The sequence below is a fragment of the Sphaerospermopsis reniformis genome (assembly GCF_005402885.1).
Classification (GTDB): Bacteria; Cyanobacteriota; Cyanobacteriia; order Cyanobacteriales; family Nostocaceae; genus Sphaerospermopsis; species Sphaerospermopsis kisseleviana.
The window spans coordinates 1-15,370 of the sequence record NZ_BJCE01000134.1 but is presented as its reverse complement, the minus strand read 5'-3'; the positions used below and the strand labels follow the sequence as shown (position 1 = coordinate 15,370).

The window sequence follows — 15,370 nt, the reverse complement described above, 5'->3', positions numbered from 1 at the left end:
GCATTTTTTCCGGGCTATACTAACAGTAACTATCTCTAGCCCTGATGATTACGTCAAGTCTGGCTGAAATGAGAACATCCTCAAAGCCATACACAGACTGCCTTTTTAATTTTCGGACAGGTCTATTGATAAACGTCCTCCCAGTGGCACACCCCGGTTATCAGCACACGCTTTAGTACAGGAATATCTCAACAAGACTGAGCATCTTTGGGCTATAACTACTAATGGTTTTCGTTGGCGGTTATTACGTGATTCGTCTTTGATGACTCGCCTTACTTATATCGAATTTGACCTAGAGCAGATTCTTAATGGCGAAAATTTTGCCGAATTTGGTCTATTTTATCGGCTTTTCCACCGTTCCCGTTTACCCCAAACTGCGGATGATGCGGATAAGTGCTTGTTGGAATATTACCATCAAGAGAGTTTGCAGCAAGGGGGAAGGGTACGCGATCGCCTCCGCGATGGTGTAGAAAAAGCATTAATACAACTAGGTAATGGTTTTTTACAACATCGTGATAGTGAAAATCTCCGCCAAAAATTAGCTACTGGTAATGGGTTAAATGAAATAGGTTATTATCGCCAATTATTAAGATTAATTTATCGTCTCTTATTCTTAATGGTGGCAGAATCTCGCAACTTATTATTGATAGGAGAAGACCCAGAAAAAGCGAGAATTTATTTAGAATATTACAGCATTGAAAGATTAAGAGAATTAGCAGAACGTCCCCGCTATCGTCGGGAAGGTTTTCAAGATATTTGGCAAGGTTTACGGGTGACATTTAAGTTATTTGATGAAGATTGGCGCGGACAAATATTAGGTTTATCGCCTTTAAATGGTGATTTATTTGGTTCACAAACATTGACAGATTTAGATGATTGTGGTATTGATAATTATGATTTATTAACTGCCATTCGGTGTTTATCTTTGTATGAAGATAAAGGTCAAACACGCCGGGTAAATTATGCGGCTTTGGATGTGGAAGAATTGGGAAGTGTCTATGAAAGTTTATTAGATTTTCACCCCCAAATTAAACAAAATCAAGGCATATATGAGTTTAATTTAGTATTTGGAAGTGATAGAAAAACCACAGGTTCTTATTACACCCCTCCCCAACTTGTCCAACAGTTAATTAAAACCGCATTAGAACCAGTTATTGAGGAAAAATTGCGCCAAGCTGAAAAGAAAACTGCCAATTCCAATAATTACGAATTACAAACTACGAATTCCAAATTCCAAATTACGAATTACGAATTACGAATTACGAATTACGAATTACGAATTATCCCTATTAAGCATAAAAGTAATAGATCCTGCTTGTGGTTCTGGACATTTTTTATTAGCAGCAGCAAGACGCATAGGAAAGGAATTAGCGAAAGTAAGAACAGGGGAATCTCAACCAGCACCAGAACCTTTACGTCAAGCTGTGCGTGATGTGATTCAAAATTGTATTTATGGCGTAGATTTGAACCCTTTAGCGGTAGATTTGTGTAAGGTAGCTTTATGGATTGAAGGTTTTGCCACTGGTAAACCTTTGAACTTTTTAGATCATCGGATAAAATGCGGTAATTCTCTCGTTGGTGTTTTGGATTTAGATTGTTTAGATGCAGGTATTCCTGATGATGCTTTTAAAGCGGTGACAGGTGATGATAAGAAGTTAGCGACTGATTTTAAGAAGCGGAATAAGAAAGAACGGGAAAACCAAGGACAATTATCTATTTTTGAAACTGCTGCTGATGATAATTACATCTTTGCGAAATTATGGCAAGAATTAGCGGACTTTTCGGAAAATACACCCCAGGAAGTTAAAGAAAAAGAGAGAAAATATCAAGATAATCTTTTAGATAATCATTGGTGGTTGAAAAAAGCAGCTTGTAATTTATGGACTGCGGCATTTTTCATGTATTTAACTGAACATAATTTACAACTTTTACCAACTACAGCAACTATAGATAGGTTAAAACGGGAAACTGTCCAAAAGGTTCTTAATTCAGATTCTAATTACGAATTACGAATTACGAATTACGAATTACAAGGGTTAATTGAAGCTGCGAATAAGTTAGCACAGGAAAAGAATTTCTTTCATTGGCCTTTAGAATTCCCCGAAGTTTTCAACCCTCAACCCGAAAATTCAAGTAATTACGAATTACGAATTACGAATTACGAATTACCGAAAGGTTTTAGTTGTGTTTTGGGTAATCCTCCTTGGGAGAGAATTAAGTTACAAGAAAAGGAGTTTTTCGCTTCTCGCAGTTTGGATATTGCAAACGCACCAAATAAAGCAGCGCGGGAAAGGTTGATTAAGGAGTTACCTAAGAAAAATCCAGCTTTAGCACAAGCTTTTGAGGATGCTAAACATGATGCGGAAGCACAAAGTAAGTTTATTCGGGAGTCGGGGAGATTTCCGTTAACTGCTGTGGGTGATATTAATACTTATGCTGTGTTTGCGGAAACTACCAGATGTTTAATTAATGATAATGGTAGAGTTGGGGTGATTTTACCTTTAGGAATTGCTACTGATGCAACTACATCGAAATTTTTTCGTGATTTAGTGGAATCATCAAGTCTTTTGAGAATTCAAGGATTTGAAAATGAAAAATTCTTATTTCCTGGTATTGATCACCGAGTATCTTTCTGTATTCTTTTTCTTGGTGGTTCACAAGTGGATTTCATGGAAATGAACTTTTCTTGGTTTGCTTCAAATGTTACACAAGCAAATGAACTCGCTAGACAAGTAAATCTTACTAAATCAGATTTCGCTCTTATTAATCCTAACACTTTTAATTGCCCTATTTTCCGCACACGTCAGGATGGTGAACTAACAAAAAGAATTTATCAGTTAGTTCCTATTTGGGAAAATGAAAAGACAGATAATAATCTTTGGTGTATTTCATTTATGGCAATGTTTCACATGGCTAATGATAGCAGTTTATTTAAAAATCAAGCAGGTGATGGCTTAGTTCCTCTTTATGAAGCGAAGATGTTTCACCAGTTTGATCACCGTTACTCAACTTATGAAGGTGCAACACAAGCAAATCTAAATGTTGGGATATTACCTCAACCTTCTACTGAAATCAAGCAGCAAAATAATTTCTCTATTCAGCCTCGTTATTGGGTTAATAAAGGTGATGTAGAAAATAGGTTAAGTGAAAAATGGAATAAAAAATGGTTAATAGCTGGAAGAAAAATATCTTTTTCTAAAAATGAAAGAACTTTTATTGCAAGTATATTACCTCTTAGTGGTTGTGGTGATAGCATCAATTTATTCCTAACACAAGAAAAAGACACTAAGCTAATCTCTGCTTTTTATGCTAATTTAAATTCTCTAATTTTTGATTTTATTTGTAGGCAAAAATTAGCAGGAAATAATCTAGCTTTCTTTTTTATTAAACAACTTCCTGTTATTCCCCCAGAAAGATACACAGAAAAAGACATAGAATATATCGCCCCCCGCGTCCTCGAATTAGTGTACACATCCTGGGATATGCAACCCTTCGCACAAGACATGGGATATAACGGAGAACCATTTATTTGGAATCCCAACAAACGCGCCTTAATTCGAGCAGAATTAGACGCATATTACGCCAAACTTTACCAACTCACCCGCGAAGAACTACGATATATATTAGATCCTGCGGATGTGTATGGTGCAGATTTTCCCAGTGAAACATTTAGAGTATTAAAGAACAATGAAATCAAGCAATATGGAGAATATAGAACCCAAAGATTAGTATTAGAAGCATGGGATAGAGTAATTCGTAATTCGTAATTCGTAATTCGTAATTCGTAATTCGTAATTCGTAATTCGTAATTCGTAATTCGTAATTTGTAATTCGTAATTTGTAATTCGTAATTCGTAATTAGTAATTAGTAATTCGTAATTCGTAATTAGTAATTAGTAATTCGTAATTCGTAATTCGTAATTCGTAATTCGTAATTCGTAATTCGTAATTAGGGTTTGCTGAATAAACCTAAAACCTTGATATATCAAAGGTTAGAGGCTGATAAACACAGAAATTAGTGCAAGGGTTTTGAAGGGTATACCGGAAAAAGTGTGCATTTTTTGGGATTTCAAGAGATGGCAAAAAAATTTTCAAATCTCCTCCTGACTCCTGACTCCTGACTCCTATGCCCTCACGGAAAAACTTTCTCAGCAACCCCTAATTATTTTGTCAGAATCAAGATAAGTGTATTTTATCATCTTAAATATTCACCAATAAATTATCAATAACATCCTGTAAATCCTAAAATCCTGGACATCCTGATTCAAACAAAAAAAAATTAATCAATGAAATGTAAAGTTTTATATTATCTGCTTTTATTAGTTGCATATAAGGATAATTGTATTTTATAATCTTAGATATCCACCAATAAATTATCAATAACATCCTGTACATCCTAAAATCCTGGACATTATCTCGACTTACTTCGACTGCGCTCAGTACAGGTCGCTCGATAACCACCTGATTCAGACAAAAATTATTCTAGCCTATGGATAGCGAATTAGAACAAAAAATCTATCACACATTGATAGAAAACCTACCTAATGATGATAACTTTATCAATGTTGTCAATAACTTACTGACTATAATCGAAAGAGGTTGTAGTGAAAAAGCTGCATATCATAATCAACCCCTACCAAATGAACAGTTTAATTACTGGAATAGTTTTCAACAAGAAATACATCATTTAAAGATAATAAAGCAGCAAGAAAAAATTAAAGCCTATAGAGGAAAACTGAAATGGGAAGGTAATTTAGAAGAAATGAGAACAAACGGATGATTATTGTAGATTCAAGCGTATGGATAGACTATTTTAATGGTGTAGAAACACCAGAAACCAATAAATTAGATACACTGTTAGGAGTAGAACAAATTGCTATTGGTGATTTAATTTTGACTGAAGTTTTACAAGGTTTTCGTGCAGATGAGGGATATCAAACAGCAAAAGAATTACTAACTTCTCTACAGATTTTTGAGATGTTAGGATTAAATATTGCTATCAAAAGTGTTGATAACTATAGATTTCTTAGGAAAAGAGGTATTACTATTCGCAAAACTGCTGATGTAATTATTGCAACTTTTTGTATTGAAAACCAAAACCAGCTTTTATTTAGTGATAAGGATTTTATCCCTTTTGTTAATCATCTTGGTTTAATTCAAGTTTCAACATCTTGAAATCACCAAATTACAAAATACATTAAACATCAAACTATATCCTGTAAATCCTTAAATCCTGTAAATCCTGATTCAGACAATTACGAATTATGAAAATCCCAGTCAAACTACAAGAACTCATCCAACAACCAGAAGCAGCAATATTATCTGTTAGTTCCCTCATGGGACAAAAATTAGCATTAGTAGACTGTACAAATATTGCTGAACTTACCCCAGAACAAATTGATTTAATTTTCACCCATATTCCCCAAGAATGGGATGATAAAGAAATCACAGAAATCTTTAATCCTGACACCTGTACACAAACCTTTGCTAATCAATTATTAGCATATATAGATCAACGCTTAGGACGCACCCCCCAACTTTCCGTAATTACGAATTATGAATTACGAATTACGAATTATCTCGATATATTCAATTTCCGTAATCAAATTATAGGCGATTATCGTCGATATATAGAAAGTTTCTTAAAAATTCGTGATCCTAGAGTCGAAGAATTTGTCAATCAAGAACTAGAAAAAGGACAACTGTGGACAAACTCCCTAGTACAATTAAATCCTAAATATCGCCCTGGTGCAACAGTCAATGAATTAGTAAAAAACGGTATTCTCCATCCTGACTGTACACAATACTTCTCTAAAAATGGTCATCCTTTTAATTTCCATTATCACCAAAAACAAGCATTTGAAACTGCCCAAAAACAAGAACCTTATGTATTAACAACGGGTACAGGTTCAGGAAAAAGCATGACTTATGTTGTCCCCATTTTTGATGACTTACTGCGTCATCCAGAAATTCAAGGAGTTAGGGCAATATTAGTATATCCTATGAACGCCCTGATCAACTCCCAAGAAGAAGAATTAAAGAAATTTCTTAACAACGTTCCTAATAGTCATATTCGCGTTGCTAAATACACCGGACAAGAAAGTTTAAGTACAAAAACCGAAATTCAAAATAACCCACCTCACATATTATTAACTAACTACGTGATGCTGGAATTAATGCTTTCCCGCACCCAGGAAGAAAAACTTGTTGCATCCCCAGAATTAAAATTCCTGGTATTAGATGAACTGCATACTTATAGAGGTAGACAAGGTGCAGATGTAGCGATATTAATTAGAAAATTACGTCAACGTTGTGGAAAAATTGGAAATAATGGGGAGTTGGGAGTCGTAAGTCGGGAGTCGGGAAATAATAATAATTACGAATTACCTCCACACAACATTTCCGCAGGAAATAATAATTACGAATTACGTTCGCGTAGCGTTTCCGAAGGAAATATTACGAATTACGAATTATTATGTATTGGTACAAGTGCTACCATGTCCACAGAAGGAACACGCACAGAACGTCGTCAAGTAGTTGCAGATGTCGCAAGTAAATTATTTGGTGTGGAAATTAAACCTGATAACGTCATTGACGAAACCTTAGAACGTTCTATCAAACGTCCTCAACCTACCATTACAGAACTACGAGAAAGCATTGATAGAGGTTTACCACCAGAGACAGAACAAACATTAGAGAATTTCCAAAATCATCCTTTAAGTTATTGGATAGAAATGACCTTTGGTTTAGAAGATAAACAAGGTCATCTTGTGAGAAGAACACCCATAAGTTTAGAAAATGGCGCAGAAAAATTAGCTGATGAAACTCAATTTTCTTTTGATATTTGTTTAGATGTCCTTAAACAGATGTTTTTATGGGGAAGTAAAGTTAAAGGTTTAGCTTTTCGACTTCATCAATTTATCTCCCAAGGTGGTAGCGTTTACTCTACCATTGAAAGTCCAAAAAAACGCTTCCTCACCCTAGAAGGACAATATACCACCACAGAAGAACGGTTACTTTATCCCCTCGTCTTTTGTCGGGAATGCGGACATGATTATTATGTTGTTAATTACAACGAAGATAAACAAATAGTCCTTCCCCAACTCCCCACAGCATTAGATATGAATCCTGAATATGCTGATATTCAAGCTGGTTATCTTACCTTAGATGAACCAGAACCTAATTTTCATATTTGGGATGCTTATAAAGATGAAGAAAGACTTCCTGACTCCTGGTTTACGGAAACTAAAAAGAAAGGACGAGTTCCTAAAAAAGATTATGCTAAATTCATTCCCCAAAAATTACAAATTCTCCCCAACGGAAAAGTTACAACTTCTCCATTACAAGGAACAACTTGTTGGTTTGTTCCTAGACCATTTCGCGTGTGTTTAAATTGTGGTGTAGTTCATGATGGAAATAAAAACGAATTTACCAAACTTTCGCGCTTGAGTAGTGAAGGTAGAAGTACCGCTACCACCCTCCTCTGTTTATCCACTGTCAGCCGTCTAAAACAAGTTTTCACAGGCGAAAAAGCCCAAGCTGCCAAAATTCTCAGTTTTACCGATAATCGCCAAGATGCCTCATTACAAGCGGGGCATTTTAATGATTTTGTGCAAACCAGTTTTTTACGTGCTGCTTTATTAGGTGCATTGCAAAGTAAAGGTAAACTTACTCACGGTGAATTAGTGAGTGAAGTTATTAAACAAATGGGAATATCTCAAAAAGATTATGCTAGAGAAGTGGCAGAATTTGGTAGAGGTAAAACACGCAATGAAAAGGCTTTTCAACACTTAATTGAATATCGTCTTTATGAAGACTTACGCAGGGGATGGCGTTTAGTTCAACCTAATTTAGAACAGTGTGGACTTTTGGTAATTGAATATGATGGGTTAGAGGAAATTTGTACAGATAAAGCTATTTGGAATAAACACCGTCATCCAGTTTTGTTACAAGCAACTCCTCAAGAAAGATTGACTGCTGCTTTAGCTTTATTAAATCATCTCCGTCGAGAATTAGCTATTGATGTTAATTTACTGCAATTTAATAACAGAGATTCTTTAAAGAAAGAAATTATTCAAGCAATTAAAGAACCTTGGGTATTTGATGAAAATGAACAATTGCATTTTGCCAAATTTGCCATTATTGATGGTAATTATAAACCAAAATCTCACCAAAAAGCCCCGGTAAAATTAACCAGTAGAAGTAAAGTAGGGCGTTTTTTACGTTCTCCTAAAGCTTGGTCATTACGCAGTGAATCATTAACAGAAACAGAGTACAATAGTTTAATTAGTACCTTCGTTGCAGCCTTAGCTGATGGTGGTTTTTTAACTACTGAAAATGGGATTCAATTACAAATTAGTTCCTTGGTATGGAAATTTACAATATTAACTGAAATTTCCCCTGACCCTCTTGCATCTAAGCGTTTACAGGGTCAAGAAGATGCCAAAATACCTGTTAATAGATTCTTTCAAGAATTTTATCAAACTAACGCCCAAACTATTAAAGCAATGGAAGGGCGAGAACATACAGGACAAGTTAAAACTCAAGCACGTCAAGAACGGGAAGAAAGATTTAGAAAAGGAGAATTAGCGAGTTTATTCTGTTCTCCGACAATGGAATTAGGTATAGATATTTCTGACTTGAGTGTGGTTCACTTACGTAATGTTCCCCCCAGTCCCGCAAATTACGCCCAACGTAGCGGACGTGCGGGGAGGAGTGGACAGGAGGCTTTGGTAATAACTTATGCTGCCATTGGTAGTGGACATGATCAGTATTTCTTCCAACGTCAACAGCAAATGGTAGCTGGTGCTGTTGCTCCGCCTAAGTTAGAATTAGCAAATCAAGATTTAGTTAAATCTCATGTGTATTCAATTTGGTTAGCACATACAGGAGTTTATTTAGATGACTCCATGAACAAAATTCTTGATTTAGATGTTACTAATTATCCCCTGAAAAATAGTGTACGTGAACAATTAATACTTAGTCCTGCAAAATTAGCTGAATGTCTCCAAGCTACTCGGTCAATACTTGCAGATACTTTTTGTCAAAGTGATTTACAAAAAGCCTCTTGGTATTCTGTACATTGGCTACAATTTACCCTAGAAAATGCACTGAATACCTTTGAGAAAAAATGCTGCAAGCGGTGGCGTGAACTTTATGATGGTGCTGTCAAACAAAGAGATCAGGCTAACATCATAATTAGTCGTTCTGCTGCTGGTTATGTTACAGATGAAGAACGCAAAAACGCTGAAGCTCAAGCAAGAGAAGCACAACGACAAATAGATTTACTGGTAGGACAAAACCAAGGTAAGAGTAATAGCGAATTTGAATTTTATCCCTACCGCTACTTTGCTGCTGAAGGATTTTTACCAGGGTTTAACTTCCCCCGCTTACCTGTGAGAGTATTTATACCCACTAATGATGGGGGTGAATTTATCTCTCGTCCCCGTGTTGTCGCTTTACGAGAATTTGCACCCAGTAATATTATTTACTATGAAGGTAGTAAATTTATGGTGTCAAAAACCAAAGTACCTGTAGGGGGAATTGAAAGTCAATATCAAAGAGTAAGCTGTTGTTTTAACTGTGGTTATTTCCATCTAGATGATGCGCGTGATACCTGCGAAAACTGCGGTGCAAAAATTAAACCTGATAGTTCTCAAAACCTAGCTAAATTAAATCGTGTGTTGTCAATGGAGACAGCATTTACTCGCAGAAGAGAACGTATTACCTGCGATGAAGAGGAAAGATTGAAATATGGTTATAATATTACTACCCATTTCCGTTATGCAGATCAAAAACCAGAATCTGGCACAGTTTTAGCAGCAGATAATACACCATTATTTAAGTTAACCTATGGAGCAACAGCTAAATTATGGCGTATCAATAGAGGACTGAAGAAAAACACCGAAGAAAGAGGGTTTAAATTAGATACTAAAACAGGTAATTGGGGAGATACAAAAAATAATTTACAAACCAACTCACTACCAACAAATTTACCTTCAGAAACCTTACACACCGAAGTAAATTTAATGGTAGATGACACTTGCAATATTCTTGTCATCGAACCTTTGAATGTTCCCCAAGATAACAAAGAAGCCTTTATTGCTACTCTCCAACATACCCTAGAAACAGCAATTCAAGCAGTTTATAAATTAGAACCAGATGAACTGGACTCAGAAAGATTAGGAGAAGGAAAATATTTACTATTTTGGGAAGCATCAGAAGGTGGTGCTGGAGTTTTATCCCAACTATTAAAACAAGCAGATGCTTTTATCAAAATTGCCAATGCTGCTTTAGATATCTGTCATTTCTTAGAACCCAAGGATAGCTGTATTCAAGCTTGCTATGAGTGTTTACTTTCCTACAGGAATCAATTTGATCATCCGTTAATTAATCGTCATCTGATTAAACCTTTACTGGATGAACTGCAAACAAGTACAGTAGAAATATCAGATATAGACCGCAGTGAAAAATATCAAAAATTGCTTTCTCAAACAGATCCAAACTCTGATTTTGAACGAGTGGTTTTACAGGAGATTTATCAACGGGGGTATAAATTACCTGATGCTGCACAGGAATTGATTCCTGAAGCAAATTGTAAACCAGATTTTGTGTATAAGGAAAAAGCGATCGCTCTCTTTTGTGATGGTTCAGTTCATGATAGTCCTGAACAGAAAAAGCAAGATAAAATTGAGCGCGATAATCTCAGGTATAATGCTAGTTATCAAGTTATAACTTTGCTGTACGATGAGGATTGGCGTGAGAATTTGAAGGGTTTAGGGAGTTTGTAAACTGACCATTTATGGAAAAATTTATGATGTTTCTGTAATGATGTGAATAGGTTTCATGTCAATACTGTTCGGTTAAGGATTTTTGTAGGATTTTTGTAGGTTGGGTTGAACAAAGTGAAGCCCAACAAATGTCTATAAATGTGTAAATGTGTTGAGATAAAATTAACAATGAAAGCAAAAATCAGAGATACAGAAATCTATTTTGATATTGATGGTTGTGGTTTAATACGTCATAATTCAGAATATTTCATGATTTTATATTAGTTATAATAATGTGATTTTAACCACTATTATCAAATAGCTAATTTCCGGGAACTGTCCACCATGCTAAGGAATAAGCTTGAGTTGGTTCGTTGACTTGTTGTTGAAACTGCACACGAATTTTATATTTACCATTAGCAGGCACAGGACAAAAAATATGCTCTACATTGTCAATTTCACTCACAGAAGCACAAGTAGAAATTTCCGTTTTTTGTCCATCTGCTGATACTAGAAATAAATCTAGATCATTTAAACCTTTATCTATAAAAGTTTCATCTTCATCATATAATTGATTTTGGTTTTTATCATTTAATTCTACTAATCGATCCCAAGTTAAGGTGACAGCAACAAAACTATTTTGTTTTAATGGTTTTTCTAAACTATATTCTAAGGCAGAATTAGCATTAATTTTGTTATAATCCCAACCAATAGCCGGAACAGGTGTGGTAGGTTGCCATTGACCAAACATAAATTGTTGATAGGCACGAAAGGCGTTTAAATGTCCAGCACCCATTTGATCATCTAAGGGAATTTTGGGATTTTTGTAAGCATCGGAAATAAACCAATCTCGATTTTGCCTATCAACTAAAGTCCTGGTCATTCCCAACCGCAAACCATCACCACTGTCTTGAATTTTTTCGGCTGAATTTAATAATACAGCTTTCATAACTTGATGATTTCTTGCATCAATAGTCCAATTTGGTTGTTTAATTCTTAACTGTCTATCGGCAAATTCTTGTAATAATGCAATGGTAGCTGTTAGGTGAGGAGCAGCAAAACTTGAACCTGTAGCGTTGTTTAATTTACCATCGGGATTAATTACAGGAATATTACTACCAGGAGCAACTAAACCGATGGATCTGCGTCCACCAATATTAAATTCTTTACCTGCGAGGCGATCGCCTACTCCTTGATTATTTCCTGCTAAATTAGAAACATGAACTTTATTAAAAATTCCCTCCCTAGCAGATGAAAAAGCCACGTTAATTGCGTTAAAATTATCTGTAGGAATGGGAATCCCACCTTTGCCTTGATTTCCGGCGATCGCATACACCACATTATGCACCCGACTTGACCAGTCAATACATAAAGTCAGCAAAGCTTGACCATCTAAAACCGCATTTGGTCGAGGATCACGGTACAAAGGTTCACCAAAACTAAAGTTAATCGCACGAACATCACCACCATTTTGTAATGCTATATGTTGAGTGGATAAACACTCTTCCGCTTGACCCATATTTCTGGTAGATCCGACCGCAGAAGAATATAATTTTGCGTCTGGTGCAACTCCTGTCCAAGCTTTATCTTTACTGATCATCACCGTAGCCACATTATAAGCATGAGGGTCTACACCAGAATTTGATTTAGCTGGTGTATTGCGTAAAAACACAGCTACAGGAGAAATAGCGCGATTTTTAGAGACTGCTTTATCTAACCCAAACATACCAGGACGACCGATTTCTACCTGACCGATCGCAATTTTGCGCCCAGTTAAATTGTATGGTGGTTGATGTAATTTAAGTGCATCAATACCACTACTGCCCAGAGAACTGCTCAACTTTACAAATGCCAATACAGGCACAGTTAAACAGGAAACAGCCAAACCGCAGATTATCCAGAATTTTTTCATAGTCATTAGTTATTAGTCCCTAGTACAGCACGGCGTAAATAAACCAACCATTCTCAATCGCTAAAAAGCTTACGACCTATTATTTTTGACTTTTGACTTTTGACTTTTGACTTTTGACTTTTGACTTTTGACTTCCGCGAAGCGGTACTAGTCCCCAATCACCAATCCCCAATCACCAATTTCCAAAAAATCCATATTTTGTTACAATGCCTACAGACAAGGACGATTAAGAACCCGCTAACCATGACCCAAAACCCATCTCAAAAGCCTATAGTTATCTCTCCATCTATCCTATCAGCAGATTTTAGTCGTCTGGGTGACGATATTCGTGCTGTAGACAAAGCGGGAGCAGATTGGATTCACGTTGATGTAATGGACGGACGTTTTGTACCTAATATTACAATTGGTCCTCTGGTTGTGGAGGCGATTCGTCCGATTACAACCAAACCTCTGGATGTCCATTTAATGATTGTGGAACCAGAAAAATATGTAGAAGGTTTTGCTAAAGCTGGTGCGGATATTATTTCTGTACACGCTGAACATAACGCTTCACCTCACTTACACCGGACTTTGGGACAAATCAAAGAACTTGGTAAACAAGCTGGTGTTGTGCTAAACCCCGGTACACCTTTAGAATTAATTGAATACGTACTGGAACTGTGTGATTTAGTGCTAATTATGAGCGTTAACCCCGGTTTCGGTGGACAAAGCTTTATTCCTAGCGTAGTTCCCAAAATTCGTAAACTGCGTCAAATGTGTGATGAACGCGGTTTAGATCCTTGGATCGAAGTTGACGGTGGACTCAAAGCCAATAACACCTGGCAAGTTTTGGAAGCCGGCGCTAATGCTATTGTAGCGGGTTCTGCTGTGTTTAACGCTCCTGATTATGCAGAAGCAATCAATAACATTCGTAACAGTAAGCCTCCTACTAAGGAATTAGCGGCTGTTTAATTGAATACTGTTAACTGAATACTGTTAACTGAATATAGCGTTTCCCAGTCTCATGAGGTACACCCTAATTTATTCTCACTCAATTCCCAATTCCCAATTCCCAATTCTCAATTCCCAATTCCCTAAGATAAAAAACTCTGTACCTCACTAACTTGGTAAATGCTATTTTACTTAAATCCTCGATTTCTTTGGGAAGTCGGGGGTTTATTTTTTTGATGAAATCTGGATTTTAGATCCCCGACTTCTTTTTTTAAACTTGTCAATAATGAATAATGCCAGTATTTATTATGGGATAAGGGTTTTATTTAGGGGTTGCTGAATAAACCCAAAATACTCGTAAATCAAAGGTTTGAGGCTGACCAGGAGGAAAGAAAGTGCAAGATTTTTGAAGGGTATACCGGAAAAAGTGTGCATTTTTTGGGATTTCAAGAGATGGCAAAGAAATTTTCAAATCTTCTCCTGACTCCTGACTCCTGACTCCTGACTCCTATGCCCTCACGGAAAGACTTTCTCAGCAACCCCTAGATATGTCGCTAGTCTTGATGATGTCCATCTGCCAAATTCATATCCACATTCATCAGGGTTCGATAAAGTATGTCCACCAAGTTCCGATACTTGATCGGGCGTGGTTTTAGCTTACTCGATTTTCTTATAAACATACCGCATGGTAACAATTTTCCTGATACTAGGTGAGTAATGCTGAAACAGCAAATAAAGAACTTTAGAAAAGAACTTGAGAGTAGAGTTTTTTATGAACAAAAATACTATTTCTCGATTATGTGCTTATATCTTGATAGGGTTGATATCTTTAACATCTGTTATTAGTACAACTACCTCTGCATTACCTCCAGTAGTCAAAGCTTCCGCAGTTAACCAAACTCCTTTACCTAGTAGCAACTTAATTTGGCCGACTCAGGGGATAATTTCCCAAGGTTTCCGTAAACATCAACATGAAGGAATTGATATTGCGGGTGCTATGGGAACTCCTATTTATGCGGCTGCATCTGGTAAAGTGGTAAAAGCTGGTTGGGATGATTGGGGATTAGGTAATTTTATTGAAATTAAACACCCTGATGGTACTATGACAGTCTATGGTCACAATAATCGTTTGTTAGTTAGCAAAGGTCAAACGGTGACTCAAGGACAAATTATTGCAGAAATGGGATCAACAGGTAACAGTACAGCGCCTCATTTGCATTTTGAATTTTATCAAAATAGTCGATTAGCAATTGATCCTCTGAAACTTTTATCATCTTCCACCACTGCTAAACTACCCTTAGATAAACCAGTTTCACCTTCACAACCCGTTCCCATCAATGTTTCACCCGTAAAAGTTAATCACGAATGTACTGGAATTATAGTGATCACAGGTGAAACTGCAAAAGCTCGTATTCAAGTCTGTAACGAAAATGGTCAACTTTTTTATATTGGGCAATTAAAGCAAGATACGAGTCAAGCTGTCAAGATACTTGCTTGGAATGTTGGTGAAAATAAATATCGAGCAGATAACGGTTCTTTTTCTTACTTAGTTAGTCCAGAAAAAGTAGAAGTATGGCGCAATGGTAGTCAAATTCGTTCTGATAATTTTGATAATTTCCAGCAAGCTAGTAATTAGGGTTTGCTGAATAAACTTAAAACCTTGATAAATCAAGGGTTTCAGGTGGAAAATCAGGAAAAAAGTGCAAGGGTTTTGAAGGGTATACCGGAAAAAGTGTGCATTTTTTGGGATTTCAAGAGA

The 15,370-nt window shown here is 36.3% G+C and carries 6 protein-coding genes and 1 pseudogene; 6 read left to right on the top strand and 1 reads right to left on the bottom strand.

Annotated elements, in window-relative coordinates; translation table 11 throughout:
* Nucleotides 1-124 precede the first annotated feature (124 nt).
* The 4 genes and pseudogenes from FFR48_RS30595 to FFR48_RS17545 all read left to right on the top strand — a co-directional run.
* Nucleotides 125-3,767: pseudogene (locus tag FFR48_RS30595) on the top strand (Eco57I restriction-modification methylase domain-containing protein); the annotation flags it as partial.
* A 722-nt stretch (nucleotides 3,768-4,489) separates the two neighbouring features.
* Entirely contained in the window at nucleotides 4,490-4,780 is a 291-nt protein-coding gene (locus FFR48_RS29520; protein WP_228051969.1) for a hypothetical protein, read from the top strand.
* Complete coding sequence (vapC, locus tag FFR48_RS17550; RefSeq protein ID WP_137668264.1) at nucleotides 4,777-5,175, top strand: type II toxin-antitoxin system VapC family toxin; 399 nt, start codon at nucleotides 4,777-4,779, stop codon at nucleotides 5,173-5,175. The genes FFR48_RS29520 and vapC overlap by 4 nt, the downstream gene beginning before the upstream one ends.
* An 89-nt stretch (nucleotides 5,176-5,264) precedes the next feature.
* Nucleotides 5,265-10,790: a DEAD/DEAH box helicase family protein gene (locus tag FFR48_RS17545; RefSeq protein WP_137668263.1), complete on the top strand. Its 5,526-nt coding sequence runs from the start codon at nucleotides 5,265-5,267 to the stop codon at nucleotides 10,788-10,790.
* Nucleotides 10,791-11,091: 301 nt separating this feature from the next.
* Here the strand turns inward: FFR48_RS17545 and FFR48_RS17540 are convergent, their stop codons facing one another.
* Nucleotides 11,092-12,681, bottom strand: coding sequence for a S8 family serine peptidase (locus FFR48_RS17540; RefSeq protein ID WP_371851458.1), 1,590 nt, complete (start codon nucleotides 12,679-12,681; stop codon nucleotides 11,092-11,094).
* Nucleotides 12,682-12,924: 243 nt separating this feature from the next.
* Between FFR48_RS17540 and rpe the strand changes: the two genes are divergently transcribed.
* Together rpe and FFR48_RS17530 are read left to right on the top strand one after the other, a co-directional pair.
* Complete coding sequence (rpe, locus tag FFR48_RS17535) at nucleotides 12,925-13,632, top strand: ribulose-phosphate 3-epimerase (RefSeq protein WP_137668261.1); 708 nt, start codon at nucleotides 12,925-12,927, stop codon at nucleotides 13,630-13,632.
* Nucleotides 13,633-14,383: 751 nt separating this feature from the next.
* Nucleotides 14,384-15,247, top strand: a complete 864-nt coding sequence (locus FFR48_RS17530; RefSeq protein WP_137668260.1) for a M23 family metallopeptidase — start codon at nucleotides 14,384-14,386, stop codon at nucleotides 15,245-15,247.
* The last annotated feature ends 123 nt before the right edge of the window (nucleotides 15,248-15,370 follow it).

Excerpts from the sequence above, each read along its gene's own strand:
- FFR48_RS29520 (WP_228051969.1), top strand. The coding sequence starts at position 4,490 with ATGGATAGCGAATTAGAACAAAAAATCTATCACACATTGATAGAAAAC.
- vapC (WP_137668264.1), top strand. The coding sequence starts at position 4,777 with ATGATTATTGTAGATTCAAGCGTATGGATAGACTATTTTAATGGTGTA.
- FFR48_RS17545 (WP_137668263.1), top strand. The coding sequence starts at position 5,265 with ATGAAAATCCCAGTCAAACTACAAGAACTCATCCAACAACCAGAAGCA.
- FFR48_RS17540 (WP_371851458.1), bottom strand. The coding sequence starts at position 12,681 with ATGAAAAAATTCTGGATAATCTGCGGTTTGGCTGTTTCCTGTTTAACT.
- rpe (WP_137668261.1), top strand. The coding sequence starts at position 12,925 with ATGACCCAAAACCCATCTCAAAAGCCTATAGTTATCTCTCCATCTATC.
- FFR48_RS17530 (WP_137668260.1), top strand. The coding sequence starts at position 14,384 with ATGAACAAAAATACTATTTCTCGATTATGTGCTTATATCTTGATAGGG.